This window comes from Saccharothrix sp. (assembly GCF_031180885.1).
Classification (GTDB): Bacteria; Actinomycetota; Actinomycetes; order Mycobacteriales; family Pseudonocardiaceae; genus Actinosynnema.
Map to the genome: position 1 here is coordinate 125,371 of NZ_JAPSLK010000015.1, position 26,203 is coordinate 151,573.

The following is a 26,203-nucleotide window of genomic DNA, read 5'->3' on the forward strand; positions in this document are numbered from 1 at the left end:
TCGGCCGACTGGACACAGCGGAGGGCCTGCGGCGTGGACCCGCGGGCCCTCTTCGGCTTTCTCCGGCCACCGGCTCGGCTCTCAGGTCGCCAGCGCGCCGCGCGAGGTGACGCCGAGCTTGCGCAGCACCCGCGCCACGTGCTGCTCGACCGTGCGCGGTGACAGGAACAGCACCTCGGCGATCTCCCGGTTGGTGCGACCCTGGGCCGGCAGCCGCGCCACGTCCCGCCCGCGCGGGGACGGCGCGTTGCCGTAGCCGCGCCGACCGCGGCGGGACGGCGTCGCCACGCCCGCACCGCGCACCAGGTGCCGGCACCGGGCCGCGTCCCGGCTCGCGCCCAGGCGTGATCGAGTTCTCCACCGACCGGACCCCGCTCTCCGCCAGGTGCCGCCCGGCCTCGTCCCAGTCGCCGCGCGCGACCGCCAAGCAGCCCAGCACCAGGGAGATCTCGCTCGCGACCGGCAGCAGCTCGCGGTACTCCTCCAGCAGCCGCCCGGCGCGCGGCACCAGCGAACCCCAGTTGCCGGAGTACCAGTCGAGGTGGATCTGGGTGGACTGCCCGGTGCTCGCGGTGAACGGCACGCCCGCGCCCACGGTGAGCCGCAGGCCCTGTCCAGGAAGTCCCGCGCCAGGTCGAAGTGCCCGACCAGCATGCACGCGTCGGCCACGTTGCAGTTGGCGCGGGCCAGGTGCCGGCGGGTCTCCACGTCGTCGGCGCTCGCCGGCAGCCGGTCCAGCTCGCCGAGCACGCTCTGGTCGCCGATCGACAGCCGCGAGCCCAACTCGTTGGCCAGCCACGAGTACCGCACCGCCGGGTCGTCGCACCCCTCGATGAACGAGTCGACCACCCGCATCCAGCGCAGGTGCTCGGCCAATGGGGTCGCGCCGATGAACGGCTGGCCCAGCACGGCCCTGCTCCGTTCGGCCCAAAACCCGCTGAAAATCCTGTCGGAATCAATTCCGAACGCCCGGCCCGCGCGTGTTACGGATCTCGTGGCGAGAAGTTCACGAACGTGGGACTGATCACAAGATTAGGTGATCTCGCTGGTCGCACCGAATACTCCTACTGGTCGGTAGCGGATATGTGGGAGTCATTCGTGCGCAACCTCGTGATCGGTCTGGCCGCCGCGCTGGTCCTCGGCGGCTGTGTGACCGGCGATGAGGACACCCAGGTCAAGGCTGGTCCGGGGGTCACGGCGGACACCATCGCGCTGGGCGTGCTCACCGACATGACCGGCCCGTTCTCGCAGTCCGCGCTGATCCGGATCAAGGGCTACGAGCTGTTCCTCAGCGAGCTGAACGAACGCGGCGGCGTGTGCGGCCGCAAGGTGGAATTGAAGCAGAAGGACCACGGCTACAACGTGGACCGGGCGCTGGAGGGCTATTTCGAGCTGGAGCCGCAGGTGCTCGGCTTCATCGACGTCGCGGGCGCCCAGATGACCGCCGCGATCGCCCCGGACCTGATGCAGACGCGAGCCATCGTCGCACCCGCGTCGTGGTCGGCGTCCCTGCTCGGCAACCCGCACATGATGATCGTCGGCACCACCTACGACCTCGACGTCATCAACGGCCTGGAGCACCTCAAGCGCGAGGGCGTGATCAAGCCCGGTGACACGATCGGGCACATCCACGTCGACAGCGATTACGGCCGCAACGGCCTGGAGGGCAGCCAGTTCGCCACCCAGCAGTGGGGCCTGGACCTGCTGACCCGCTCGGTGCCCGAAGCGGTGACCGACGTGATCACCCCCGTGCAGGAGCTGAAGGCGGCGGGCGCGAAGGCGGTCTTCCTCAGCACGTCCCCGCCGCAGACCGCGTCCGCCGTGGGCACCGCCGACAAGCTCGGCTGGGACGCCCCGTTCCTGGTCAACGCCGTGGGCTACGACCCGCTGATCCTGGACTCCCCGGTGGCCGGGGCGGTCGTGGAACGGGTGCGGGTCGTCTCGCCGATCGCCCCGTACGCCGCCGACCTGCCCGGCCCGCGCGCGGTGGCGGAGAAGTTCGAGCGCAAGTACCCCGGCCTGCAGCCCACCGGTTCGGTCGACCACGGCTACGCCATCGGCATCGCGTTCGCGGCCGTGCTGCAGAAGGCGTGCGACGCCCGCGACCTCAGCCGGGACGGCGTGCTGCGGGCGTTCCAGGACACCAACTCGGTCGACACGGACAGCCTGACCGGTCCGCTGCGGTTCTCCCTCGTGGGACGCCCGTCGAGCACCCAGTCCTACATCGCCAAGCCCGACCCGAAGGCCCCCGGTGGGCTGGCCGTGCTCGCCAACCTGTTCGAATCCGAGCTGGTGAAGCTCAAGGGCACGCGCGCCAAGTAGTTTCCGGCCGGCCGGGCGGGGAACCCGCACGGCATGGTCGAGGTGAGCCTGCGGGTGCCCGCACCGGCGGACCGCGTGTTCGCGGTGCTGTCGGACGGTTGGTCCTACGCGAGCTGGGTGGTGGGCGCGGCCCACATCCGTGAGGTGGACACCGGCTGGCCCGCCCCCGGGACCCGCATCCACCACAGCATCGGCTCCTGGCCCGCGCTGGTGTCGGACGTGACCCGGGTGGCCGCCTGCGAGCCGCCGGCGGTGCTGGAACTGGAGGCGGGGATGTGGCCGTTCGGCGCGGCCCGCATCCGCTTCGAGCTGTCCGAGGAGGACGGCGGAACGCTCGTGCGCATGCGGGAGATCGTGGAGCGGGGACCGTTGTCCGTCCTCCCGTCGGCCGTACAAGGCGTGGTTTTGAAGCCGCGCAACAAGGAGACCTTGCACCGGCTCGCGGACCTGGCCGTGCGGCGGGAAAGCCAGCGCTGACCCGGTCGCGCCGACTCAGTACAGGAGTTTGTTCAGGCCGCGCATGACGAGCCGGTACCCGTCGCCCGCCAAGCCGTTGCGGGCCAACGCCGCCCGCGCCGCGTTCGCCCCCGCCGCCCCGTGCACCCCACCGCCCGGATGCGCCGAGGCACCGGCCAGGAAGAGCCGGTCCACCGGCGTGTCCGACCTCCCCATCCCCGGCACCGGCCGGAACACCAGCTGCTGGTGGATCGCCGCCGTCCCCGCGTTGACCGACCCCCCGACCAGGCTCGGGTTCCGCGCCTCCAGGTCACCCGGCCCCTGCACGCACCGGTTGACGACCAGCTCCCGGAACCCGGGCGCGTGCTGCTCGATCAGCTGCTCCACCCGGTCCGCCCGCCGCCGCAGCCGGTCGGGCGACCAGCTCTCGCCCCGGGGCACGTGGGTGTAGGCCCACGCGGCTTCGGTGCCGGCGGGGGAGCGGGTCGGGTCGGCGGTCGTCATCTGGCCGAGGATCACGAACGGGGTCCGGGGCAGCCGGCCTACGGCGATCTCCGTGCTTCCAATGGCAAGACCGTTGAAATCCCCGCCCAGGTGAACGGTGCCGGCGCTCTTCGGTTCGGCGGCCGTCCACGGGATCGGTCCGGACAGGGCCCAGTCGACCTTCACCGTGGCGTCGTCCCACTCGAAGTGCTCGAGGTCATCCAGAAGACGGGCCGGAAGGTGGTCCGTGCCCACCAACTCCAGATACAGCACGGGTGCCGGAACGTCGGCCAGCACCGCTTTCCGAGCGCGCACATAACCACCCTCGGCGTCCCGGACGCCCAGCGCCTTTCCTTGCGCGACAACGACCTTCTCCACCCGCCGCCCGCATTCCACGACACCGCCGAGCCGCTTGACCATCGCCTCGGTGAGCCGGCCCGCGCCGCCCTCGGGGACGGGGTAGCCGACGTCCTGGCCGAGCATGCACAGCAGCCAGCCGAACGCCGTGCTGCCCGCCTGGTCCGGACCCAGGTCGGTGTGCATGGCGTTGCCGGCCAACAGCAACGGCCCGCCCTCGCCGGTGAAGCGCTCGTTGCCGAAGGCGCGCACCGGCTGGACGAACATCCGGGCCAGCCGGAGCGCCTCCGCCGGACCCAGCGCGCCCAGCAGCCCGGCCGACGCCCGGACCGGCGGGAACGGTCGCATCAGGGCCTCGATCAGGGCGTCCCGGACCCGTTGCCACTGCCGGAACTCGGCGTGCCACCGGTCGCCGTCGCCCGCGCCGAACCCCTCGACCGACGCCGCCGTCCGGTCCACGTCACGCGACAGCAGGACCGCCCGGTCGTCGGGCAGCACGTGGGCGAGGACCTCGGGGGCGTGCCGCCAGCGCAGGCCGTGCCGGTCCAGGCCCAGGCCCGCGATGACCGGCGAGGCCACGCCGAGCGGGTAGAACGCGCTGAACAGGTCGTTGCGGAAGCCCGGCGCGGTCAGTTCGGCGGTGCGCACCGCGCCGCCCGGTTCGTCTGCGGCCTCCAGCACCGCGACCTCCCAGCCGGCGTCGGCCAGCAGGTTCGCCGCGACCAGCCCGTTCGGTCCGGACCCGATCACCACGGCATCCACGTCGTCGGCCACTCAGCCTCCTTGGCTCTGGTGCACGGGACGTCCCCAGCCCAGTCTGCCCAACCGGGGACCGTCGTGTGGCGCGAGCGGCCCCCACGAGCCGCGGCCCTCGGCCATGGCGGCGACGAACTCCGCCAGCGCCGCGCGGGCGTCGTGGCGGGGTTCCCAGCCGAGCGCGCGCAGCCGGGTGGTGTCCACAATGGACACTTGGTCGGCCAGGCGGAGCCAGCCGGGGTGCATGGGTTGGAGCCCGAGCCGCCACGTGGGCAAGGCCAGAGCGGTGAGGGCCTTGAGCGGGACCGGTAGCCGGAACCCGCCGAAGATGCGCGCGATGTCGTCCGCGCGGAGCACCGGCTCGGCGGCGACGTTGAACGCGCCCTCGGCCCGGTGCAGCAGTAGGACGACGATGGCCCGGGCGACGTCGTCGGCGTGCACCACCTGCATACGCAGCCCCGACCACAACGGCACCGGGAGCCAGCGCTTTCCCAGCAACGCGGGCGGGATGAGCGGGCTCAACGCCCACCGGTCGAGCTGGCCGCCGGCCTCGGGCTGGACGACCGCGCACGGCCGGATGCGGGCGACCGGCGCTCGGTCGTACTCGTCCAGCATGTGCTCCAGCCGGGCCTTCTGCAGACTGTATGCACTACCCGGAACCCCGTCGCACGGCCAGGTCTCGTCGACGACGTGCGCGGCGGGCGTGTAGGCCGCGACGGACGAGGCGACCACGACGTGCGGCACCCCGGCCGCCGCGGCGAGCACGTGGGCGGTGCCGTCGAGGTTGGTGCGCCGCATTGGCGGTTCGTCGGCCCTGGGCTGGACCGCCCACGCGAGGTGAACGACGGCGTCCGCCCCGGCGAAGACGGCACGCAGCACGACGTCCGCCGCCGGGGCGCCGACGTCGCAGCTCACCCAGGTCTCGGGCGCCGAGTCGGGCACGCGCCGGGCGACGCACACCACGTCCGCGCCCAGCGCCGCCAAGGCCCGGCGCAGGGCCGTCCCCACGTTGCCGCTCGCACCCGTGACGACGACCCTCATGCCCAGCCGGGTACCCCTACTTCGACCCGCCAAGCCCCGCCCGGCGCAGGGCTTCGGCCATCGCACCGTTCGCCGGCGGCCGCTCCTGCCGCTGCGGCTTGTTCTGCCGACCGCCGTTGCCGTTGCGCTGGCCGCCGCGCTGGTCGCGCTGCTGCGGACCCTTGCGCCCCGGTTCGTCCTCCAGCCGCAGGGTCAACCCGATCCGCTTGCGCGCGATGTCCACTTCGAGCACCTTCACGCGCACCACGTCACCGGACTTCACCACGTCCCGCGGGTCCTTGACGTAGGTGTTGGACAGCGCCGAGATGTGCACCAGACCGTCCTGGTGGACGCCGATGTCGACGAACGCCCCGAACGCCGCCACGTTGGTGACCACGCCCTCCAGCACCATGCCGGGCTTGAGGTCGGCGATCTTCTCCACCCCGTCCGCGAACGTGGCGGTCTTGAACGCCGGACGCGGGTCGCGGCCCGGCTTCTCCAGCTCGCGCAGGATGTCGGTGACGGTCGGCAGACCGAACTGCTCGTCCACGAACTGCTCGGGCCGCAGCGACTTGAGCACCTTGGTGTTGCCGATCAGCTCGACGCCCGCGTGCTCCTGGATGCGCCGCACCACCGGGTACGCCTCGGGGTGCACGGCGGACGCGTCGAGCGGGTCGTCGCCGTTGGGGATGCGCAGGAAGCCCGCGCACTGCTCGAACGCCTTCGGGCCCAGGCGCGGCACGTCCTTCAGCGCGCGGCGCGACCGGAACGGGCCGTTGGCGTCGCGGTGCTGCACGATGTTCTCCGCCAGGCCCGCGGTGATGCCCGAGACCCGGGTCAGCAGCGGCACGGACGCGGTGTTCAGGTCCACGCCGACCGCGTTCACGCAGTCCTCGACCACGGCGTCCAGCGAGCGGGACAGCTTGGTCTCGGTGATGTCGTGCTGGTACTGCCCGACGCCGATGGACTTCGGGTCGATCTTGACCAGCTCGGCCAGGGGGTCCTGCAACCGGCGCGCGATGGACACCGCGCCGCGCAGCGACACGTCGAGGCCCGGCAGTTCGGCGGACGCGAACGCCGACGCGGAGTAGACCGAAGCGCCCGCCTCGGACACCACGGCCTTGGTCAGCTTCAGCTCGGGGTGGCGCTTGAGCAGGTCGGCGGCCAGCTTGTCGGTCTCGCGCGAGGCGGTGCCGTTGCCGATCGCGATCAGGTCCACGGAGTGCTTGCGCGCCAACGCCGCCAGCTTGGCGATCGACTCGTCCCACCTGTTCGCGGGCACGTGCGGGTAGATGGTGTCGGTGGCCACGACCTTGCCGGTGGCGTCGACCACGGCGACCTTCACACCGGTGCGGAAACCGGGGTCGAGGCCCATGGTGGCGCGGGTGCCGGCGGGCGCGGCGAGCAGCAGGTCGCGCAGGTTGGACGCGAACACCTTCACGGCCTCGTCCTCGGCGAACTGGCGCAGCCGGGAGCGCAGGTCGATGCCCAGGTGGACGAGGATGCGCGTGCGCCACGCCCAGCGGACGGTGTCGGCCAGCCACTTGTCGGCGGGTCGCCCCTGGTTGTCGACCCCGAACCGGGCCGCGATGGCGACCTCGTAGCCCGAGGGCTCCTCGTCGTCGTCACCCGGGTCGAGGTGGAGGTCGAGGACCTCCTCCTTCTCGCCGCGGAACAGGGCGAGGATGCGGTGCGAGGGCAGCTTGCCGAACGGCTCGGAGAAGTCGAAGTAGTCGGAGAACTTGGCCCCGTCCTCCTCCTTGCCCTCCCGCACCTTGGACGCCACCCGCCCGCGCGACCACATGCGTTCCCGCAGCTCACCGATGAGGTCACCGTCCTCACCGAACCGCTCGACCAGGATCGCGCGAGCGCCCTGCAGCGCGGCGGCCACGTCCGGCACCTCTTCGGTGACGTAGTCCTTGGCCACGACCTGCGGGTCCTGGGTGGGGTCGGCGAGCAGCCCGTCGGCCAGCGGCTCCAGCCCCTGCTCCCGGGCGATCTGCGCCTTGGTCCGCCGCTTGGGCTTGTAGGGCAGGTAGAGGTCCTCCAGCCGCGCCTTGGAGTCCGCGGCCAGGATCGCCGCTTCGAGCGCGTCGTCGAGCTTGCCCTGCGCCCGGATGGACTCGATGACGGCAGCCCGCCGCTCCTCCAGCTCCCGCAGGTAGCCCAGCCGCTCTTCCAGCGTGCGCAGCTGGGCGTCGTCCAGTGCGCCGGTCGCCTCCTTGCGGTAGCGGGCGATGAACGGCACGGTCGAGCCCCCGTCGAGCAGTTCGACGGCGGCACTGACCTGTCCGGCACGCACGCCCAGCTCGTCGGCGATCCTCTGGTGGATGGCTGTGGTCACGACAGGCATTCTGCCCGGCCGCCCGCCGTGCGGGGGCGCAGGGGGCGAACTGGGCGGGTCGTGGCGCTCTGCACCCGTTCGGGTGAACGCTGTAGTCCGTTCGTAACAGCGCGTCGTGCCTCGCGACATACCCAGCACCCGGATGGTCGGGAGGTGTTGTGCGATGTCGGATGGACCTACCACCGCGGAGTTCAAGCTGCTGGGCGTGATCAAGTCCGGCCGGTCGGTGGACCACTCGGCGGCCGGCGCGACGGTCCGGGCCTCGACGCTCCAGCGGGTCCTGCTCGGCCATGCCGGGAGCCCGCGCACGCTGATCCTCCGCGACATGCGCGTGGCGGGCACCCTCGACCTGGAAGCGGGCTCGGTGGCGTTCCCGGTCGAGTTCGTGCGCTGCACCTTCGTCGATGTGCCCATCATGGAGCAGGCGACACTTTTCGGACTCTACTTCACCCGGTGCGAGCTTCCCGGCTTCCGCGGCGCACAGGTGAAGGTCCGGTACAACCTGGAGTTCAAGCACTGCCCGCGGGTGGGCGGGATCGACCTGATCGGAGCCCGGATCGACGGCCAACTGCTGGTCGTGGCGACCAAGCTCGTCAACCCCGGTGGCGAGGCGATGAAGGCGGATGGTCTCGTCGTCAAGCAGGACGTCAAGTTCACCGAGACGTCTCGCGCCGAAGGGCTGGTCAAGATGGTCGGCGCGCGGATCGGCGGCGAACTGGACTGCGATGGCGCCACCTTCGGCAACCCGGGCCAGGTCGCGCTCAACCTCGGTGAGGTCGTGATCAAGGAGCGCACCTACTGGCGCAACGGCTTCCGCGTCGACGGAGGGGTGTGCCTCGACGGTGCCCACCTGTCCGGCCGGTTCGACTGCACGGGTGCGGTGCTCCACCAGCCCGCGGGCAAGGCCTTGTTCGCCGAGGGACTGGTCGTGGAGAGCGACGTCAAGTTCGACGGGGCGACGGTGCACGGTGAGGTGGACTTCACCGGGTGCGACTTCCGGGGCACGCTGGACCTCACCGGTGGCCGGTTCCACAACCCCGGACGCGCGGCGCTCGACCTGGCGAGGGTGCGCGTGGGGCAGAACCTGATCTGCCGCAGCGGTTTCGTCGCGCAGGGCGAGGTGCTGCTCGCCGGGGCCGACATCGGTGGCGGGCTCTGGTGCGAGGGCGGCCGGTTCGAGAACGGCACCGGGAACGCCGTGCAGGCGGCGGGCCTCAGGGTGCACCGCGACCTGCGCCTCGGGAAGCGCCGACCGGCCGACGGCGCGGCCGGCGACGGTTTCCGGGCCGAAGGTCCGGTCGTGCTCACCGGCTGCACGGTGGGCGGCGACTTCGATTGCAGCGGCGGGCAGTTCGTCGACGCCGCGCGGACCGCGATCGACGCCGTCGGCATGTCGGTGAAGGGCGACCTGCTGCTGCTGGAGGACTTCACCGCCGAGGGCCTGGTGCAGCTTTCCGGCACCGAAGTGGACGGGAGCATGAACTGCACCGGCGGGCACTTCCGGAACACCGAGCAGGCTCTGCGGGCGGACCGGGCCGAAGTCGGTCACTCCGCCTACTTCCACCACATCGCGGCCGGGGGCCCGTTGCACCTGCGGGGTATGCGGATCAAGGGCAACCTCAGCATCGTCGATGCGCGCATCTCCGGTGACGAATGGGCACTGGTGCTCCAGGGGACGCAGGTCGAGGACCGGATGGAGCTGAAGTTCGGGTCCAAGCCGGTCGGTGGCGTCGATCTGCGGTACGTGTCGGTGTCCCAGCTCGACGACGGCGGGTCGATCTGGCCGGATCGGTTGTGGCTGAACGACTTCACCTACAAGGCGCTGTCCTCCGACGCCATCGGCCACAAGGCCCGCATCGAGTGCCTGAAGCGCAACCACAAGTACGCGCCGCAGGTCTACCTCCACCTCGCCAAGGTCTACGAGAGGACGGGCCAGTACGACGAAGCCAAGCACGTCCTGATCGCCGGCGAGGACGCGAAACGGGGTGCGGGCCACGGTTTCCGCAAGGCGCTCGACCAGTTCTTCGGCTTCCTGCTGAAGTGGACCGTGTGGTACGGGTACCGGCCGCTGCGGGTGGTGTACTGGATCATCGCCCTCGCCGTCGTGGGGTCCGTCGGTGCGACGATCGGGCGGCCGAACTTCGTGAAGGCGAGAGGGGATGCGCCGGGCGAGTTCCAACCGGTCCTCTACACGCTGGACCTGCTGATCCCCGTGGTGAACCTGAGGCAGCGCGACCACTGGGTGCCCCTCGGCTGGACCGTGTGGGGCTCGGCGGCGTTCACCGCCCTGGGCTGGATCTTGGCGATCTGCCTGGTGACCGGGCTCGGCAAGGCGTTCAGGCGCGAGCTGTGAGCCGCCTCTCCACCCGGTGGGCGGGCACGCGGCGGGTCTCCACAGGTGTCTCTCCCGTACCGGGGTCCACAGTGGACTTGTCAGGCGCGGGTGTCGCACAGCGCGCTCGCCTGCCGGCAGTCGACGTGGCGGCGTGTGCACAGCACCTGGGACGTGGTCCGATACCGGCACCCCGGCCCGTTGCTGGCCAAGGGGGTTCGAACCGTGGCAAGGTGTGGTCATGCGCTGTGGAATCGTGCTGCCGTTCTTCGACGCGCCCGATGTTGCGGCGTGCGCCGTCGAGGCGGAGGCAGCTGGGTGGGACGGGATCTTCCTCGCCGAGTCGGTGTGGGGTGTGGACGCGTGGATCGCGTTGACCGCCGCGGCGATGCGGACGTCGGAGTTGGTGCTGGGCACCATGTTGACGCCGCTGCCCCGGTTCAAGCCGTGGGACGTGGCGTCCAAGGTCGGGACGCTGGACCGGTTGTCCGGCGGTCGGGTGCGGCTGGCGGTGGGGTTGGGCGCGTTGCACCCGGGGTGGACGGCGTTCGAGCCGGACCAGGGGCGGGTGGAGCGGGCGTTGCTGCTGGACGAAGGTCTTGCGGTGTACGACGGGTTGATGCGCGGGCAGCCGTTTTCGTTCTCCGGGCAGCGTTATCGGGTGAGCCCGACCGACTTCTACCTGCCGCCGCCGACCGTGCAGCAGCCTCGGGTGCCGGTGTGGGTCGTGGGCGCCTTTCCGAAGCGGGTGTCGTTGCGGCGGGCGGCGCGGTGGGACGGGTTGTTGCCCAACATCGTGTCGCCGGACGCGGAGGCCCGTGGTCCTGAGGGGCCGGAGGAGTTGGCGGAGGTGGTCGCGGTGGTGCGGGAGTTGCGCGAGGCCGAGGGGCTGCCGTGGGAGGGGTACGACGTGGTGGCCGAGGGGGTGAGCCCGATCGACGTGGTGGCGTGGGCGCAGGCCGGGGCCACGTGGTGGATCGAGTCGGATTGGGAAGCGACCCCGAACGCCATCCGCGACCGCATCGCCCAGGGGCCGCCCAGCTGAAGTCGCTCGCCGCGCGGCCCCGGATGGACGCCGCCGAGCAGGTCCTGGATTTCGTGCGACGATGCCGGACGTGATCGAACTACCCGGTCCGGTCGGGTTCGTGCTGGGCGGCGGCGGCAGTCTGGGCGCGGGCCAGGTCGGCATGCTGCGCGCCCTCGCCGAGCACGACGTGATGCCCGAGTTGGTCGTCGGCACGTCCGTCGGCTCGGTGAACGGTGCGTTGCTCGCCCTGGACCCTTCGCACGCCACTTCGAGACTGGCGGAGATCTGGCACCACATGACCCGGGCTCGGGTGTTTCCGGGCGGGTTGCTGGCGCAGGCGCGGACGTTGCGGCAGCACAAGACGCACCTGTTCCCGAACACGGGGTTGGCGGAGGTGCTGGAGTTCGGACTGGGCGGGGTGGCGGACTTCGCGGAGTTGACGCTGCCGTTCGGGGCGGTCGCGGTGGACTGCGTGACCGGTACGGCGCTGACCTTGAGCGAGGGTGACCTGGTGTCGGCGGTGCTCGCCAGTGCGGCGATCCCGGGCATCTACCCGGCGGTGCACCGGGAGGGGCGGGTGCTGTACGACGGCGGGGTGCTGGCCAACGTCCCGATCAGGCAGGCGTTGGGGATGGGCGCGAAGTCGTTGGTGGTGCTGGATTGTGCGTTCCCCGGTCACTTGCCGACGGTGCCGGGGACGCTTGCGGAGACGTTGTTGTTCTGGGCGACTTTGGGGATGCGGAACCAGGCGGTGTTGGAGGTGGAGCTGGCTTCGAGGGAGGTTCCGGTGCTGTACCTGCCGGGGCCTCCCGTGCAGCCGGTGACGCCGTTGGACTTCGGGCACACGGCGGAGTTGGTGGAGGCGTCGTACGTGGCGTCGTCGCGGTTCTTGGACGGGGTGCGGGTGGAGGGGCCTGGGTTGTACGGCCATCCGTCGGGCTGAGTGGGGCCGCGGTGGGCTTTGCTCGCTGTAGGGTCCACCCGCCCGCCCCCTCCCAGGCCACCCCGCAAATGCCCCAACTGCACCCGCCTTCGGCGGAGCCGCCTGCCGCGGCCGGCACGGCCCGGCGAAGCCGGCCGTGCGCCCCGAGCGCGCAGCGCTCGTGGCTTGCGCGCGAAGCGCGCTTGGCGCGCCCCGCGCGCCTGGCTTGTGCCAGGTGGCCTGGGAGGGGGTGGGCGGGTGGATGCCCAAAGCGAGCAAAGCCAACCGCAACCCTCGCACCCCGGCCCAACCCACCGCACCCGCCGCACCCGGTGCAATCCCCCGCACCCGGCGCAACCCACCGCACCCGGCGCAACCCACCGCATCCGCCGCCGGCCCAACCCACTGCAACCCGGCCCAAGCCGCCGCAACCCACCGCAACTCGCCGCAACCCTGCCAGAGCCGCCGCCCTCGCTGCACGACTAGCGGGCGGGGACCACATACGACCTGTTGGACGCTCGCGTATTTTCCAGCCGCAGAACCGCGCGAGCGTCCAACAGGTTCATACCGGTCCTCCGGCAGTGCCCCACTCGACTCGCCCAACCCAGCTAAGCCGTCGCCGCCACCAACTCGTCGAACCCCTCCCGAATCCCCTCCGCCAACACCCCCACGTCCGGCACCCCGTCAACATCCGCCGTGATCCCGAACACCACCTCCCCCAAGTACGAAAACACCCCCACACTCACCCGCACGTTCCCCGCCACCGGCACATACGGCCAAACCTCCGCCAACCGCCGCCCCAGCATCCACATCGGCACCCCAGGCCCCGGCACGTTCGTCACCACCGTCTGCACCACCCGCTGCGGCACCCTCATCACCGCCCGCGAAGCCCAGGCCAGCACCGCCCCCGATGCCAGATCCCCCAACCCCGACACCACATCGGACGCCACCACCGCCTGCCCGCTCCGCTTGAGCCCGTCCATCTGCCCCCGCACGTCCGCCAAGCGCCGCAACGGGTCCGGCTCGCTCACCGGCAGGTTCACCAGCACCGCACCCACCCGGTTCGTCAACACCCCCCGCTCCTCCGACGACCGCGTCGACACCGGCACCAAAGTCCGCACCACCAAACCCGGCCGCAACTCATCCCGCTTGGCCAACAACGCCCGAAACCCGGATGCCACCGCCGCGAGGATCACGTCGTTGACCGTCCCCCCGGCAACCCCCCGAATCCTTTTGATCTCCGCCAACCCCGCCTTAGCCCACACCCACCGCCGACCAAGCCCCACAGGGCCGTTCAAGGACCCGGGCGTCCGAACCGCCAACCTCCGCGCGGTCCCGGGCAAGCTGCGCAACACCGACAGCCCGTCCACCCCCGCACCGACACGCAGCATCCGCCCCAGCGAACCCAAAGGCGCCAGCACACCCTCCACCACCGACCCCACCACCGAAGGCGCCGGCTGAGGCGTCCACGGAGTCGGAACGGGCACCGGGGCATCGGCCCGCCAGTCCAGCAGCGCCTGCAGCAGGCCCATCCCGGCGACCCCGTCGACCAGGCAGTGGTGGACCTTGCACACCACCGCCCACCGCCCGCCCTCCAACCCCTCGACGAACCACGCCTCCCACAACGGCCGCCGCATGTCCAGCCCCTGCGAGAACAGCCGCCCGGCCAACTCGCGCAACTGGTCGTCCGCCCCCGGCGCCGCCACCGCCACCCGCCGCACGTGGTGCGACAGTCGGAAGTGCTCGTCGTCCACCCATACCGGTCGCCCAAGGTTGAAAGGCAACTCCCGCACCCGCCGCCGGTACCCGGGGACCAGCTTGCCCGCGAACAGCCGCAGCACGTCACCGTACGACGGCGCCGGCCCCTCGAACACCAGGACCGACCCGACGTGCATCGGTGCGGCAGGGTCCTCCGAGAAGTAGAACCCGGCGTCCACCGCGCTCATGCGGTCCATGGACCGACGGTAGAACCGCGTCGACACCCCGTCGAGACGTATCTGAGACTGGTGCGAGCGGTTCTTGAGAAACATCATGGAAACTCGGGGAACGCTCAACGCCGAGCGCGGGGGGAGGGGCCATGTCGGCACTACCGGAGATCCCACCCGAGGTCCCGAGCACCGCACCCAGGCTGCTCTGGTACCTCACCGAACCGACCCGCGCGGTCGTGGACATCGGGCAGTTCGCGGCCACGCGCTCGCTGCTGCGCGCCGCGCCCAGGGGTGACGGGCACACCGTCCTCGTCCTGCCCGGCCTGGGCGCCTCGGACGGGTCCACCGGGATGCTGCGCAAGTTCCTCACCGGATTGGGCTACGACGTCCACGGCTGGGGCCTGGGCCGCAACTTCGGGCCGTCCGTCCCCGTGGTCACCGGTATGAGGGCACTGCTGGCCGAACTCGCCGACAACGGGCCGGTCAGCCTGGTCGGCTGGAGCCTCGGCGGCATCTTCGCCCGCGAACTGGCCCGCGAAACACCCGATCGGGTGCGCCAGGTCGTCACCCTGGGCAGCCCTTACGCGATGACCGACCTGCGGCAGACCCGCGTCAACCCCGTCTACCAACTGCTGGCCCGCTTCTACGTGGCGGGTGCGGACCGGCCGCCGCCAGAGCACACCCGGCCGCCGATCCCGGTGCCCGCCACCTCGGTCTACTCCAAGGCCGACGGCATCGTGGCGTGGCGGACGTGCATCGAGGAGCCCGGGCCGCGCCGCGAGAACGTCGCGGTGACCGGCAGCCACCTCGGTTACGGCTACAACTCGACCGTCTGGTGGGTCGTCGCCGACCGGTTGGCGCAGCCGGTGGCCGACTGGCGGCCGTTCACCCCGCCGCCGGGCATGGCGAAGATGTTCCCGGCCCCCTGAAGACCCGGCGAACCCCCGGGGGAGCCCGCGGAAAACCCGGACAAAACACCCTCTCACCAGGGAAGATGGCACCCTCCAGAACCCATCCCTGAGGGGGGACATGAGATCGTCCGGAAGACCCGGGCACGTCGCGCGCGCCGGATTGACGACCGCCGCCCTGATCGGCGGACTCGTGGCGGTTCCGGGCACCGCCACCGCGGCCCAGAACCCGAACTGGACCACGCTGCGCCCCACCCAATGGCTGAGCACGGACGCCCGCACCCCGTTCCACGCCATCACCACGGGTGACGCCCGGGTCGGCGCGTGGCGCGACGACGACGGGAAGCACCACCTCGGCAAGTCGTACTTCACCTTCGACCTGTCCCGGCTCAAGGGCACCACGGTGTTCACAGCCCGGCTCAGCGCCTACGAGAAGTCGGTGAACGACTGCGCCACCCCACGCGCCCTCGAACTGTGGACCACCAAGCCGCAGCGCACGATCAGCTGGGCGTTCCAGCCGCGCGAGCTGGTCAAGGCCCCGGACCCGGCGAGCGGCACGCCGTGCGCGTTCCCGTGGCTGAGTTGGGACCTGGGTGAGATCGTCAAGAACGCCGTGGCCGAGGGCAGCACGTCGCTGACCCTCGTCGCCCGCATCAACCGCGACCACCAGGGCGACCTCGCTTACGGCCGGTCCCTCTCGACCAGCCCGAGCCTGGAGGTCACCTTCAACACCCCGCCGGGCACGCCCACCGACCTCACGCTGAACAACCGCCCGTGCGGGGAGCCGATCATCACCGCGTCCCGGCAGCCGTTCGCCAGCGCGCGGGTGTCCGACCCCGACCCCGGCGGGATCGACGGCAGGCTGGCGTTCTGGCCGGTCGACGCCCCGGACCAGCGCGTCGAGCACGCCACCTCCGCCGTCGGCGGCTCGCTCTTCGGCTACTTCCCGGCCGGCATGGTGCAGGACGGCCGGCAGTTCGCGTTCGCCGCGCGCGCCGAGGACGGTCACGCGAACTCCGAGTGGTCCGCCCCGTGCGTGTTCACCGCGGACTTCACCGCGCCCGCGAACGCCCCGTCCGTCACCTCCACGGTGTACCGGGAGAACAACGGCCCGCCCGGTGACGGCGGCGAGGGCGTCCCCGGCGACTTCACCTTCGACGCCGGCGGCGACGAGGACGTAATCGCCTTCGAGTACTCCGGCCACGCGGTCGGGTACGGCCGGGTGACCGCCGACCGGCCCGGCGGGTCGGCCACCATCACCACCACCCCGACCACCGACGGACCGGTGTCCATCGAGGTCTCCGGCGTCGACCGGGCGGGCAACCGCTCCCCGGCCCGCTCCTACCGGTACTGGATCCGCACCACCGCCCCGTACCTAAAGCTGCCGATCTTCGAGCTGGGCGTGCCGGCGGACGTCGTGTTCACCGCGACCCAGGCGGGCGCGACGACGTTCGTCTACACCCTGGACGACGGCCCGGAGCAGACCGTGCCGGTCGGCCCGGACGGCACCGGCAAGGCGACCTTCACCTTCTACGCCGGGCAGCGCACGCACCCGTTCAAGGTGTGGACCGTCGACGCGTCGGGCTTCAAGTCCGGCATCACCGACTTCGACATCGACGTCCAGCAGTACGAACCGCTGGTGTACGTCGACAGGTGGAACCCCGTCGTCGGCGACCGGGTCGTGGTCACGGCCTCGCCGTGGCTGGACCGGCCCGGCGTCGTCGCCTACGTCTTCCAGGTGGGCGACGGGGAGGAGGTGACCCTGCCGGTCGACGCGAACGGCGAAGCCCGCTACGAGTACACGGTGACCGCCCCCGGCTACCACCGCGCCCGCGCGGCGAGCGTGACGGAGGCGGGCATCCGGTCGGGCTGGGGCGAAGACCGCTTCGACGCCACCGCCCCCGCGCCGACCGTCACCAGTGCCGAGTACCCCGGCGGCGCGGAGACCGGCGGTCCGGGCGTGGAGGGCTCCTTCACGTTCTCCTCGCCGAGGGTCCCGGTGGCCGCCTTCCGCTACCGGTTCAGCGGCGGCGAGGAGCAGACCGCGGCGGCCGGGCCGGACGGCACGGCGACCGTCCGGTGGGCGCCGAAGTCGCCGGGTGGCCACGGGGTCTACGTGGTCGGCGTGTCGTCGAGCGGTTGGACCACCGAGGGCACGTACCACTCGTTCGCGGTCAAGGCGTTGCCGCCGACGCTGATTAGCCCGCAGTACCCCGAGGGCGGCCCGTCGACCGGCAAGGCGGGGCAGCCCATCGAGTTCGTCGCGACGCCGAACGTGGCCGGGTCGCACGAGGTGGTCTGGCGGGACATCAGCAGCTCCGCGGAGCAGGTCGTGCCGGTCGGTGCGGACGGCACGGCGAGGTTCACCCACACGCCGCAGTTCCAGGGCGACCTCGTCATCGTGGTGTTCAGCCGGACCCCGGACGGCACCGTGTCGGGCACTGCGTACAAGAGTTTCTACGTGTCCCCGTAACGCTCATCTGATCAACGCCTTGCGTTGGTCACCGCTTCACCGCAGGGTTCCGCGTGGCCCGTTGGCTCAGCCGACGGGCCACGTCCCTGTCTACGGAAGGTGGAGCACCTTGTCCCCTGCGCGCAAAGCGGCCGCGGCACTGCTCGCGGCCGTCTCGCTCTCGCTGCTGCTCACGTCCCCCGCGTCGGCCGCGACCGACGCCGAACTGGCGTTCCACTGGGCGCCGGTCCACTACCAGGACACCGACTCGTCCGACCACGACGCCGACTACGTGTCCACTGTGGACTTCGACGGCGAGTGGAACACCTTGAACAACTGGGAGTCCCAGGACGACACCCTGTCCCGGTTGACCGGCGCCGCCTACTACTCCGTGGTGGAGACCTCGACGCACTGGTTCATCGTCTACAGCTTCTACCACCCGCGGGACTGGGAGGACTTCCCGGACCCGTTCGGCCAGTACACGCACGAGAACGACATGGAAGGCATGCTCGCGACCGTGCGCAAGGACGGCACGGTGTTCGGCAAGCTCGAAGCCGTGGTGACGGTGGCGCACAGCGACTTCTACTCGTACGTGCCCGCCGGCAGCACGTTCACCAGCGGCCGGGAGAACGTCGACGGCACGCTCCTGCTCCAGAACGGCCGGCCCACCACGCGCCAGGAAGCCAAGGGGCACGGGCTCTACGCGTGGAACGGCGCGGAGTTCCCCGGCGGTGACGGTGTCGTGTACCTGCCGTCGTCCCTTGGTGAAGTGCCCTCGGGCGGCAACGACCGGTCCGTCGGCTACCGCCTGGTCGACACGTTCGCGGCGGGCGGCCTGTGGGCCCGGCGCAACGACTCCACCACCTACGCGGGCTGGGGCACGTTCCGCGGCGACAACGGCAAGGACAACGCCGCGAACACGGCATGGGGATGGGACGACGGCAACGACGGCAGCGACCTCCAGCGCGGGATGCTCGCCAACGACCCCGCCTACCTGGTTTCGGTGTACTTCGCCAACCGGGGGAACTTCAGCCTGACCTACACCCGCAACGCGTACCGCTCGTAATCACACGGCTCGGTGGTCGTGGGCGATCTTGCCGTCGCCCGCGGCCACCGCGCCCTACGCTGCGCTGCATGGCCGTTTCCACGCCTCCGCTGCTCGCCAGGGTGGTCACGGAGGTGCTCGCGCCGTGGGTGCTGGTGCTGAGCCTGCCGCTGCTGGTGGCGTGGCACGCGACCGGCGACCCGGTGGCGACGGTGGTGTGGGGGACGGTCGTGGGCGTGTGCGGGTCGGTGGTCCCGATGGCGGTGGTGGTGCGGGGCGCGCGGCGAGGGCGGTGGCAGGGCCACCACGTGACCGACCGCGAGGGCCGGCTGGTGCCGCTGTTCACGTGCGTGCTGTCGCTGGGCGTGGCGATCGTGGTGCTGGTGCTGGGCGGCGCGCCGCACCGGATGCTGGCGCTGGCGGTGTCGATGTTCCTGAGCCTGCTGGTCAGCATCGCGGTGACGTTCCTGTGGCCGGTGCCCGGCGGGCGGGGGTGGAAGATCTCGGTGCACGCGGCCGTGGCGTCCGGGGCGCTGGCCGTGCTGGTGGTGACGTTCGGGTGGTGGACGCTGGTGTTCTCGCCCGCGGTGGCGTTGGTGGCGTGGTCGCGGGTGGCGCTGCGGGACCACACGGTGGCGCAGGTCGTCGGCGGGGTGGCGATGGGCCTGGTGGTGGGCGGGCTGACGTTCTGGTGGCTGGCGTGAGGGCGGTCACTGCGCTCGGTGCGCGTTCTCGTCCTACTCTCCGGTAATGACGCTGAGGTTGGACACGTCCGGGCCGGTCGCCACGCTCACCATCGACCGCCCCGCCAAGCGCAACGCCATGAGCTACGAGATGTGGTCGGCCCTGCCCGGCTTGATGGCGGATGTGGCGGCGGCGCCCGAGGTGCGGGTGTTGGTCGTGCGCGGCGGCGAGCACTTCTCGGCCGGGGCGGACATCAGCGAGTTCTCCACCCTGCGGGCGGGCGCTTCCGGTGCGGCGCGGTACAGCGAGGCCGTGCACAACGGCGAGCGGGCCATCGCTCGCCTGGGCAAGCCGACGATCGCGGCGGTGAACGGGTTCTGCGTGGGTGGCGGGTGCGAGATCGCGCTGGCGTGCGACCTGCGGATCGCGTCGTCCGGCGCCCGGTTCGGCATCACGCCCGCGAAACTGGGGATCGTCTACAACTTCACGTCCACCAAGCAGTTGGTCGACGTGGTGGGGCCGGCGTGGGCGAAGCAGATCCTGTTCAGCGGCGAGCTGATCGACGCGGCGACGGCGCTGCGGATCGGGCTGGTGAACGAGGTCCACGACGACCTGGACGCGCGGGTGAAGGAGCTGTCGGAGGTGGTCGCGTCGCGGGCGCAGGTGAGCGTGCGGGGCGCGAAGCAGATCGTCAACCGGGTCACCGACGGGCAGGTCGAGGAGGACGAGGCGGTGCGGGCGTTGTACGACGAGGCCGTGCACAGCGCCGAGTACGCGGAGGGCGTGGCGGCGTTCCTGGAGAAGCGCGCGCCCCGGTTCTGAGCGCGATGGCGGCGTTCGGCTCGGATTGGGCCGCGGTCGCGGTGCCGCGGTCGAGCGGGTGCTCACGCCACAGCACCGATCACCGGGCCAACCCTCCGAGACGCAGACGACCGGTCCAAGGGGTTCGTGGACGTGGAACAGGCCGCGCTGCCGGACATGTCGTCGTCCGCGCAGCGCGGCCTGTTGGCGTTCCTGGACCTCGCGCAGGCGTGCGCGCCCCGGTCGGGGAGCGGAACTCGTGCGCGCCCTCGACCGGTTGCTCGCGATCAGCGCGCCGCTGTGAGCTACTTGTCCACGTCCTCCGTGTCGCCGGGCCACTCGCCGGTCAGCTTGTCGTAGCCGGTCGCGCCGCCCCGGTCGATCGCGGCCTTGACCAGGCCGAAGATCGCGCCCTGGACGGTGGCCGCGAGCAGCACCTCGCCCCACCCGCGGTCCTTCTGGGTGGCGGTCGGCGCGACCTTGTCGCCGCTGATCAGCTTCCACACCTGGGCGAACAGCCGCGAGGCGGCGAGTCCACCCAGGACGCTGAACAGCATGCCCAGCGGTCGGTACAGCAGTTTGTTCATGACCTGCCCCTCACCAGCCGCCACAGCACCAGCAACGCCGCCGCCGCACCGAGGGCCACGGCGGCCGGGTGCCGGCGGACCTGTTCGGCGACCGGCTGCGGCAGCGCCTGCACGGCCCGGTCGGTCGCGTGGGACGCCTGCGCGGTCACCTTCGAGGCCTGAGCGGTCACCTTCGACGCCGCCTCCTGCGCCTTCTCCGCTGCCACGGCGGCGGCGGTGTTGACGCGCTCGGCGACCGTGGCGGCCTGTTCCTTCACCTGCACGGCACCGTCCTTGACCTGCTCCGCGCCGAGGCGGGCGGTGTCCTTGACGCGGTCCGCGCCGTGCTGTGCGGTGTCCTTCACCTGTTCGACCTTCCCGTGCGCGGCTTCCTTGACCCGTGCGGGCACGTCGGCCTTGTGCACCAACGCCTCCACGGTGTCGCCGAGATCGCTGCGCGTCCGCTCGATGTCGGCGCGCAGCTCGGTGGGGTTCTGCGGGTTGTCCTTGCTCATCGGTGCGCCCTCGCCTTCACCTGGGAGATGTCCCGCTTGACGCTCTCGGCGGCCTGCTCGGGGATCGGCGGCGTGCCCCGGTCGATCTGCCGGCGACCGACCAGCGCGAGCACCCCGGCCACCGCGAACACCAGGGCCGCGACGACGAACGCCGCGCCCCACGCGGGCATGACCAGGGCCAGCACCAGGATCAGCCCGGCGATCAGCGCCATCACCCCGAACCAGGCCAGCACGCCGGCCCCGCCGAGGAGCCCCGCGCCGACACCGACGTGCTTCCCCTTGTCCTTGACCTCCGCGACGGCGAGCCTGATCTCATCCCGGGCCAGCCTGCTGACCTGCTCGGACAGCCGGCTGACCAACTCGGCGGTGGACGGGTCGCGGTCGCTGGCGACGTGGTTCATGGGCCGTCTCCTCTCATCGGCCCAGGACTACCCACATCACAGCGCGTGTACGCACGGGTCGGGTGCAGGCGGTCAGAGCAGCGGGCGCAGGCGCTCCACGAACGGCGCCGGGTCCTCGGCGAACGCGATGTGCCCGCCGGGGAACATGGTCGGCTCGATCCCCAGGGCGGCGGCCAGCGCCCGCGAGGTCCGGTCGCACAGCTGTCCCGCCGACTCCTCCCCGAGCCCGACCAGGACCCGGGTCGACGAGGTCCGCAGCACGTCGAGGTCGGGCTCCCACAGCGTGGTCGGCAGCAGCATCCGGGCGTGCTGGTACCAGGCGTCGGCGGCGGCCTGCGGGTCCTGCTGCTCGGCGGCCATGTGCTCGACGACCTCGTCCGGCAGGTGGATGTTGGCCACCGCGAGGAACTTCTTCCACGCGCCCAGGACGTCGCCGGCGAGGTGCGTGGCGACGATGTCCTCGGTCTTGACCCGCAGTTCCTCGCGGTCGTCGAGGAGCTGGTCCAGCGGCGGCTCGTGCGCGATGACCGTGTGCGCGACCTCCGGGTGGTGCTGCGCGAGCGCCAACGCGCTGACCGCGCCCCCGCTGGACCCGAACACCGCCGCGGGCCCGCCGCCGACGTGCTCGACCAGCCGGCGCAGGTCGTCGGCGCGCAGTTCGGGCGTGGAGTCGCGGTCGCGGTCGTCGACCGGGCTGCGCAGGATGCCGCGCGGGTCGGTGGTGAGCACGGTGCGGTCGACGGCGAGCAGGTCCGCCATGGCTTCGAACGCCCGCGCGTCCATCGGCGCGCCGACCAGCACGACCAGCGGTCCCGTGCCGCGCAGTTCGTAGTGGAGGGTGGCGTCGTCGACGCGGAGGGTGTCGGCGGTGACGGTGTGGTTCATCGGGAGGTCCTCCGATCAGGGAATGTTCCGTTCAGAGGTGGGTGACTCCCGGCGCGAGGCAGAATCGTCGCTCGTGAGCGAAGTTTCTCCGCGCGTGTTCGACGACCCGGACGTGGACCGCGCCCGCACTGGCGACCATGAGGCGTTCACCCGCCTGGTGGAGCCGCTGAAGCGGGAGGTGCACGCCCACTGCTACCGCATGCTCGGGTCCGTCCACGACGCCGACGACGCGCTCCAGGAGGCGTTGCTGCGGGCGTGGCGGGGGTTCGGCCGGTTCGAGGGGCGGTCGTCCGTGCGGAGTTGGCTGTATGCGATATCCACCAACGCGTGCCTGGACGCGGTCGAACGGCGGGGCCGGCGGGCGTTGCCGGTGGACCTGGGGCCGGCGAGCACGGAGGTCGAGGAGGGCGCGCCGCGTACGGACGTGGCGTGGCTGGGCACGTATCCCGATGCCCGGTACGAGCAGCGCGAGGCCGTGGAGCTGGCGTTCGTCGCGGCGTTGCAGCACCTGCCCGGCAACCAGCGTGCGGCGTTGCTGCTGTTCGAGGTGCTGGGGTTCAGCGTGGCGGAGATCGCCGAGGTGATGAAGACGTCCACGACCAGCGTGAACTCGGCCCTGGCCCGGGCGCGGCGGGTGCTGGCGTCGAAGGTCGGCGCGTTGGCGGGGCGACCCGCACTGAGCAAGGTCGACGACGCCCGGGTCCGCGAGGTCGTGGCGGACTACGCGGCGGCTTTGGAACGCGGGGACGCCGACGCCCTGGTGGCACTGCTGACCGAGGACGTCACGTGGGCCATGCCCCCGATGGCGCAGTGGTACCGGGGTCGGGACGCGGTGATGGCGTTCGCCCGGGCGACCCCGTTGACCAGGTGCGGGGCGTGGCGGCACGTCGCCACCAGCGCCAACACCCAGCCCGCCGTGGCCTGCTACCTGCGGCGCCCGGGGGAGGAGGTCCACTCGGCGTGGTCGATCACGGTGTTCACGCTGCGCGACGGCCTGATCGCCGGCCTGACGTCGTTCATCGGCCCGGACCACTTCGCGGTGTTCGACCTGCCCCCAACCCTTCCCTCGACGCCCTGACGAGCCCAAACGCGTCCCCCGTCCGCCTCGTGAACGGTCCCCCGACACGACAAACGGCCTCCGGCACCCGGTTTTGTCGGTCCCTCGTGGGACCATGGAACCGGGGGCCGGAGGCCGCGCCAAGACGTGATCAGGCCCGCATGATCAGCCTGCGTTATCAAGCCCGCGTGATCAATCCTTCGTGATCAAGCCCGCGTGATTCAGGCCTGCTGCTCGGCGACCTGCTTGCGAACCTCGTCCATGTCGACCTTGCGCGCCTGGTCGATCAGGTCCTCCAGCGCCGCCTCGGGCAGGGCGCCCGGCTGCGCGTAGAGCACGACGCCGTCGCGCACGATCATCAGGGTCGGGATCGAGCGGATCTGGAAGGCCGCCGCCAGTTGCTGCTGGTCCTCGGTGTCCACCTTGCCGAACACGATGTCCTGGTGCTTCTCGGCCGACCGCTCGAACACCGGCGCGAACTGCTTGCACGGACCGCACCAGTCCGCCCAGAAGTCCACGAGGACCAGGTCGGAACCGCCGACCACCTCGTCGAAGTTGTCCGTGGTCAGCTCCACCGTCGCCATGGGTACTCCTCGCCTCGACTGGGGTTTCGCCCCCGGTTACCCGGGTCAACGCGCGCGCGAACCCTCCGATTCCCTTCAACCATGTTGTAGGCGTCTCCACTCACTCCGTGCACCGGATCGACTACGCACAGTGTGCACGTTGGCGGCGCGTGTCGGAGCGATGGTCGTCCGGGCCGCAGGGCAGGTGCTGGACAATCCGCGTGACGGGTGGACCCGGCAGTTCGTCGCGAAGGTGCTCTGATCATGCGCATCCCGGCCGCGTACTCGGTGCAGTTCCAGGAGCCGGAGGGGTATCTGGACTTCACCCGGTTCGGGCCGCCTTCGCGTGCGGTGGTGGAGGAGTCGACGCGGTTGCTGGAGCGATCGACGCCGGCCGGTCCGTCCACTGTGGACGATTTGATGCGGGAGGAGGCGCGGGCGGAGGCGGCGGTGGCGAGGTTGTGCGGGGTGGGCGCGGAGCACGTGGTGCTGCTCCCCAACACCAGCACCGGCCTTTTCCAGACGGCCCTGGCCCTGTCCGAACGTGTCCGGCCAAACCCGCCTCAGCCGCAGGTGTGCAGACGGCACGCGGCCCGGCTCAAGCTCCCTCGGCCGCTGCCACCCCAGCCCTTGCCGCGCCCGTAGAACCGGCCCAGCCGCCACCACACCACTGTGCCCGGCGTCACCCCCCCACCCCCTCCACAACCACCGCACCCACCACCCCAACCGGAATAGTGGCCCCCGACACGGCGTTGCCAGCGATCACACGACCACTGGAGCGATCAATGAGCCTGTTGCCCGACCCGTCGACCCCACTGGGCGCGCGGGTGGCCCGTGACCTGTCCGAGCGCATGATCGGCTGGATCACCTCGGTCGACCGCACCGGCACCCCGCAGCCGGCCCCGGTGTGGTTCCTGTGGCACGAGGACCGCGTGCTGTTCTACTCCCAGCCCAGCGCCAAGCGGCTCGAGCGGATCAAGGCGAACCCGCGCGCCTCCTTCCACCTCAACGACGAAGGCCTCGCCCACCAGCTCACCCTCTTCACCGGAACGCTGGCCCAGGCCGACGACATCCCGCCCGCCCTGGAGCACCCGGAGTTCCTGAAGAAGTACGACCAGCTGGCCACGCAGAGCTTCGGCTCGACGAAGCGGTTCTCGGACCTCTACTCCGTCCCCTTCCTCTTCACGCCGGAGAAGGCGCGGCTGCACTGACCCGACCCTCGTGGACCGCGGCGTGCACGGCGTCGCGGGCCGCGTTGGCCTCCTCGTCGGTGAGCGTCCTCGTCAGGTGCCGCAACACCAAGCGCAGCAACACGTTCTTCTGCCCGGGCACCGCACCCAACCGCGCGACGGCCACCGGCGGCAGAGCGGACACCGGCGTCTCGCTCAGCACCGCGACCTCCTCCACCAGGTCACCCAGCACCGACCGCACCACGTCCCCGATGGTCTCCACGTCCTGCTCCGCCGACACCGCAACGGACACGTCCCGCGTGATCGGCGGGTGCTTGGACACCGGCCGGTACGGGTCAAGGGAAAGCATCTGGGACGCCACGCGCGGCTCGGTCGCGGACAGCAGGCGGATGTCCGGAACACCCTTGTGCAGCATCAACAACCGGTCCAACCCGAGCCCCATCGCCAAGCCGTGCGCGTCCGGCGGCAGCCACGCCCGGCGCAGCACGTGCCCCGCGGCCAGGCCGCACTCGCCGACCTCCAGCCACGAACCGTCGACCAGCACGTCGATCTGCCGGCCGGACGTGGTGTACGGGTGCTCGGCGGGCACGGTCCGGTATCGCATCCCTGGCAGGGCGGCCGTGATCACAGCCTCGATCAGCTCGTCCAACGAAGCCCTGTGCCGGGAAATCCGCCACAGGTCGAGCTGGTGCGGCGTCCCCGAGTGGACGCGGTCGACGGTGTCGCGCCGGTACACCATCCCGACGCACGCCAGCAGCACGTCGTCCCACTCCTCGGTGCCCAGCACGCGCAGGGCGGGCGGGATCATCGCGGACGTGTGGCTGCGCAGCATCCGGCCGGGTGTGGTGTAGCGGGTGTAACGGGCGTCACGCGTGATGGCGTCGGGCGGGTAGCCGAGGTTCTCGTAGTTGTCCTCGACCGCCACCTCCGGGCTCTCCCGGATCAGGCGCACCTCGGGTCCGTCCAGCGCGGCGAGGATGCGGTCGAGCAGCAGTTGCATGGCGTGCGGCCCCTGGGCGGGGTCGGTGAGGTCGCGAGGCATCGCGGAGGTCCTTTGCGAAGTGGGCCGGCTGACGAGGGACACACCCCCTGGGCCGGTCCGCCACCTCGGGACCGCGTCAGCGCACGCCCCGGATGGCCGGGTCTCCCGGCCGGGGGCGGCTAAATCGACGCGTCACGTTTTCGACCA

Annotated in this window: 23 protein-coding genes and 1 pseudogene; 13 read left to right on the top strand and 11 right to left on the bottom strand. The window is 71.4% G+C overall.

Going from position 1 to position 26,203, the window contains the following annotated elements; genetic code table 11:
- Positions 1-81: 81 nt before the first annotated feature.
- The gene (locus tag RIN75_RS19830) at positions 82-909 is read right to left on the bottom strand and encodes a helix-turn-helix transcriptional regulator (RefSeq protein ID WP_309113457.1); all 828 of its coding nucleotides are present in this window, start codon (positions 907-909) and stop codon (positions 82-84) included.
- A gap of 189 nt (positions 910-1,098) precedes the next feature.
- Here RIN75_RS19830 and RIN75_RS19835 point away from each other — a divergent pair, with 189 nt between their 5' ends.
- Complete coding sequence (locus RIN75_RS19835; protein WP_309113458.1) at positions 1,099-2,322, top strand: ABC transporter substrate-binding protein; 1,224 nt, start codon at positions 1,099-1,101, stop codon at positions 2,320-2,322.
- A 33-nt stretch (positions 2,323-2,355) separates the two neighbouring features.
- The gene (locus RIN75_RS19840; RefSeq protein WP_309113459.1) at positions 2,356-2,799 is read left to right on the top strand and encodes an SRPBCC family protein; all 444 of its coding nucleotides are present in this window, start codon (positions 2,356-2,358) and stop codon (positions 2,797-2,799) included.
- A 15-nt stretch (positions 2,800-2,814) separates the two neighbouring features.
- Here the strand turns inward: RIN75_RS19840 and RIN75_RS19845 are convergent, their stop codons facing one another.
- Genes RIN75_RS19845 through RIN75_RS19855 form a run of 3 tightly spaced genes read right to left on the bottom strand, consistent with a single transcriptional unit; the run spans position 2,815 to position 7,747 of the window.
- Positions 2,815-4,392 carry an NAD(P)/FAD-dependent oxidoreductase gene (locus RIN75_RS19845; RefSeq protein WP_309113460.1) on the bottom strand — a complete coding sequence of 526 codons (1,578 nt, stop codon included), beginning with the start codon at positions 4,390-4,392 and terminating at the stop codon, positions 2,815-2,817.
- Positions 4,393-5,415, bottom strand: coding sequence for an NAD-dependent epimerase/dehydratase family protein (locus tag RIN75_RS19850; RefSeq protein ID WP_309113461.1), 1,023 nt, complete (start codon positions 5,413-5,415; stop codon positions 4,393-4,395).
- A 16-nt stretch (positions 5,416-5,431) separates the two neighbouring features.
- Positions 5,432-7,747, bottom strand: coding sequence for a Tex family protein (locus RIN75_RS19855; RefSeq protein WP_309113462.1), 2,316 nt, complete (start codon positions 7,745-7,747; stop codon positions 5,432-5,434).
- Between the two features lie 154 nt (positions 7,748-7,901).
- Here RIN75_RS19855 and RIN75_RS19860 point away from each other — a divergent pair, with 154 nt between their 5' ends.
- The 3 genes from RIN75_RS19860 to RIN75_RS19870 all read left to right on the top strand — a co-directional run bounded on the left by RIN75_RS19860 (position 7,902) and on the right by RIN75_RS19870 (position 12,040).
- Complete coding sequence (locus RIN75_RS19860) at positions 7,902-10,091, top strand: hypothetical protein (protein WP_309113463.1); 2,190 nt, start codon at positions 7,902-7,904, stop codon at positions 10,089-10,091.
- A 220-nt stretch (positions 10,092-10,311) separates the two neighbouring features.
- Positions 10,312-11,115, top strand: coding sequence for an LLM class flavin-dependent oxidoreductase (locus RIN75_RS19865; RefSeq protein ID WP_309113464.1), 804 nt, complete (start codon positions 10,312-10,314; stop codon positions 11,113-11,115).
- A gap of 61 nt (positions 11,116-11,176) precedes the next feature.
- Entirely contained in the window at positions 11,177-12,040 is an 864-nt protein-coding gene (locus RIN75_RS19870; protein WP_309113465.1) for a patatin-like phospholipase family protein, read from the top strand.
- 587 nt (positions 12,041-12,627) lie between these two features.
- On the opposite strand, the gene RIN75_RS19875 is transcribed toward RIN75_RS19870, so the two are convergent.
- On the bottom strand, positions 12,628-13,974 hold the full coding sequence (locus tag RIN75_RS19875; RefSeq protein WP_309113466.1) for a wax ester/triacylglycerol synthase family O-acyltransferase: 1,347 nt from the start codon (positions 13,972-13,974) through the stop codon (positions 12,628-12,630).
- 122 nt (positions 13,975-14,096) lie between these two features.
- On the opposite strand from RIN75_RS19875, the gene RIN75_RS19880 reads away from it, so the two are divergent.
- The 5 genes from RIN75_RS19880 to RIN75_RS19900 all read left to right on the top strand — a co-directional run bounded on the left by RIN75_RS19880 (position 14,097) and on the right by RIN75_RS19900 (position 19,858).
- Positions 14,097-14,876, top strand: a complete 780-nt coding sequence (locus tag RIN75_RS19880; RefSeq protein ID WP_309113467.1) for an alpha/beta fold hydrolase — start codon at positions 14,097-14,099, stop codon at positions 14,874-14,876.
- A 100-nt stretch (positions 14,877-14,976) separates the two neighbouring features.
- On the top strand, positions 14,977-17,328 hold the full coding sequence (locus tag RIN75_RS19885; RefSeq protein WP_309113468.1) for a hypothetical protein: 2,352 nt from the start codon (positions 14,977-14,979) through the stop codon (positions 17,326-17,328).
- Between the two features lie 109 nt (positions 17,329-17,437).
- On the top strand, positions 17,438-18,373 hold the full coding sequence (locus RIN75_RS19890; protein WP_309113469.1) for a hypothetical protein: 936 nt from the start codon (positions 17,438-17,440) through the stop codon (positions 18,371-18,373).
- 68 nt (positions 18,374-18,441) lie between these two features.
- Positions 18,442-19,056: a hypothetical protein gene (locus RIN75_RS19895; RefSeq protein ID WP_309113470.1), complete on the top strand. Its 615-nt coding sequence runs from the start codon at positions 18,442-18,444 to the stop codon at positions 19,054-19,056.
- A 46-nt stretch (positions 19,057-19,102) separates the two neighbouring features.
- Positions 19,103-19,858 (top strand): enoyl-CoA hydratase-related protein, encoded by a 756-nt coding sequence (locus tag RIN75_RS19900; protein WP_309113471.1) that lies wholly within the window; start codon positions 19,103-19,105, stop codon positions 19,856-19,858.
- A gap of 284 nt (positions 19,859-20,142) precedes the next feature.
- Here the strand turns inward: RIN75_RS19900 and RIN75_RS19905 are convergent, their stop codons facing one another.
- The 4 genes from RIN75_RS19905 to RIN75_RS19920 form a co-directional block, all read right to left on the bottom strand.
- Complete coding sequence (locus RIN75_RS19905; RefSeq protein WP_309113472.1) at positions 20,143-20,424, bottom strand: DUF4235 domain-containing protein; 282 nt, start codon at positions 20,422-20,424, stop codon at positions 20,143-20,145.
- Entirely contained in the window at positions 20,421-20,918 is a 498-nt protein-coding gene (locus RIN75_RS19910; protein ID WP_309113473.1) for a DUF3618 domain-containing protein, read from the bottom strand. The genes RIN75_RS19905 and RIN75_RS19910 overlap by 4 nt, the downstream gene beginning before the upstream one ends.
- Positions 20,915-21,319, bottom strand: coding sequence for a phage holin family protein (locus RIN75_RS19915; protein WP_309113474.1), 405 nt, complete (start codon positions 21,317-21,319; stop codon positions 20,915-20,917). The genes RIN75_RS19910 and RIN75_RS19915 overlap by 4 nt, the downstream gene beginning before the upstream one ends.
- Before the next feature lie 72 nt (positions 21,320-21,391).
- The gene (locus tag RIN75_RS19920) at positions 21,392-22,204 is read right to left on the bottom strand and encodes an alpha/beta hydrolase (protein ID WP_309113475.1); all 813 of its coding nucleotides are present in this window, start codon (positions 22,202-22,204) and stop codon (positions 21,392-21,394) included.
- Positions 22,205-22,277: 73 nt separating this feature from the next.
- Between RIN75_RS19920 and RIN75_RS19925 the strand changes: the two genes are divergently transcribed.
- The gene (locus RIN75_RS19925; RefSeq protein ID WP_309113476.1) at positions 22,278-23,282 is read left to right on the top strand and encodes a sigma-70 family RNA polymerase sigma factor; all 1,005 of its coding nucleotides are present in this window, start codon (positions 22,278-22,280) and stop codon (positions 23,280-23,282) included.
- Positions 23,283-23,482: 200 nt separating this feature from the next.
- Here the strand turns inward: RIN75_RS19925 and trxA are convergent, their stop codons facing one another.
- The gene (gene trxA, locus RIN75_RS19930; protein WP_309113477.1) at positions 23,483-23,845 is read right to left on the bottom strand and encodes a thioredoxin; all 363 of its coding nucleotides are present in this window, start codon (positions 23,843-23,845) and stop codon (positions 23,483-23,485) included.
- A 243-nt stretch (positions 23,846-24,088) separates the two neighbouring features.
- On the opposite strand from trxA, the pseudogene RIN75_RS19935 reads away from it, so the two are divergent.
- Positions 24,089-24,352: pseudogene (locus RIN75_RS19935) on the top strand (aminotransferase class V); the annotation flags it as partial.
- 257 nt (positions 24,353-24,609) lie between these two features.
- Positions 24,610-25,035, top strand: coding sequence for a TIGR03667 family PPOX class F420-dependent oxidoreductase (locus RIN75_RS19940; RefSeq protein WP_309113478.1), 426 nt, complete (start codon positions 24,610-24,612; stop codon positions 25,033-25,035).
- On the opposite strand, the gene RIN75_RS19945 is transcribed toward RIN75_RS19940, so the two are convergent.
- Positions 25,007-26,056, bottom strand: a complete 1,050-nt coding sequence (locus RIN75_RS19945) for a hypothetical protein (protein WP_309113479.1) — start codon at positions 26,054-26,056, stop codon at positions 25,007-25,009. The genes RIN75_RS19940 and RIN75_RS19945 overlap by 29 nt on opposite strands.
- Between the last annotated feature and the right edge of the window lie 147 nt (positions 26,057-26,203).

Excerpts from the sequence above, each read along its gene's own strand:
- RIN75_RS19920 (WP_309113475.1), bottom strand. The coding sequence starts at position 22,204 with ATGAACCACACCGTCACCGCCGACACCCTCCGCGTCGACGACGCCACC.
- RIN75_RS19870 (WP_309113465.1), top strand. The coding sequence starts at position 11,177 with ATGCCGGACGTGATCGAACTACCCGGTCCGGTCGGGTTCGTGCTGGGC.
- trxA (WP_309113477.1), bottom strand. The coding sequence starts at position 23,845 with ATGGCGACGGTGGAGCTGACCACGGACAACTTCGACGAGGTGGTCGGC.
- RIN75_RS19855 (WP_309113462.1), bottom strand. The coding sequence starts at position 7,747 with ATGCCTGTCGTGACCACAGCCATCCACCAGAGGATCGCCGACGAGCTG.
- RIN75_RS19865 (WP_309113464.1), top strand. The coding sequence starts at position 10,312 with ATGCGCTGTGGAATCGTGCTGCCGTTCTTCGACGCGCCCGATGTTGCG.
- RIN75_RS19850 (WP_309113461.1), bottom strand. The coding sequence starts at position 5,415 with ATGAGGGTCGTCGTCACGGGTGCGAGCGGCAACGTGGGGACGGCCCTG.
- RIN75_RS19875 (WP_309113466.1), bottom strand. The coding sequence starts at position 13,974 with ATGGACCGCATGAGCGCGGTGGACGCCGGGTTCTACTTCTCGGAGGAC.
- RIN75_RS19860 (WP_309113463.1), top strand. The coding sequence starts at position 7,902 with ATGTCGGATGGACCTACCACCGCGGAGTTCAAGCTGCTGGGCGTGATC.
- RIN75_RS19940 (WP_309113478.1), top strand. The coding sequence starts at position 24,610 with ATGAGCCTGTTGCCCGACCCGTCGACCCCACTGGGCGCGCGGGTGGCC.
- RIN75_RS19880 (WP_309113467.1), top strand. The coding sequence starts at position 14,097 with ATGTCGGCACTACCGGAGATCCCACCCGAGGTCCCGAGCACCGCACCC.
- RIN75_RS19840 (WP_309113459.1), top strand. The coding sequence starts at position 2,356 with ATGGTCGAGGTGAGCCTGCGGGTGCCCGCACCGGCGGACCGCGTGTTC.
- RIN75_RS19905 (WP_309113472.1), bottom strand. The coding sequence starts at position 20,424 with ATGAACAAACTGCTGTACCGACCGCTGGGCATGCTGTTCAGCGTCCTG.
- RIN75_RS19885 (WP_309113468.1), top strand. The coding sequence starts at position 14,977 with ATGAGATCGTCCGGAAGACCCGGGCACGTCGCGCGCGCCGGATTGACG.
- RIN75_RS19895 (WP_309113470.1), top strand. The coding sequence starts at position 18,442 with ATGGCCGTTTCCACGCCTCCGCTGCTCGCCAGGGTGGTCACGGAGGTG.
- RIN75_RS19910 (WP_309113473.1), bottom strand. The coding sequence starts at position 20,918 with ATGAGCAAGGACAACCCGCAGAACCCCACCGAGCTGCGCGCCGACATC.
- RIN75_RS19900 (WP_309113471.1), top strand. The coding sequence starts at position 19,103 with ATGACGCTGAGGTTGGACACGTCCGGGCCGGTCGCCACGCTCACCATC.
- RIN75_RS19915 (WP_309113474.1), bottom strand. The coding sequence starts at position 21,319 with ATGAACCACGTCGCCAGCGACCGCGACCCGTCCACCGCCGAGTTGGTC.
- RIN75_RS19945 (WP_309113479.1), bottom strand. The coding sequence starts at position 26,056 with ATGCCTCGCGACCTCACCGACCCCGCCCAGGGGCCGCACGCCATGCAA.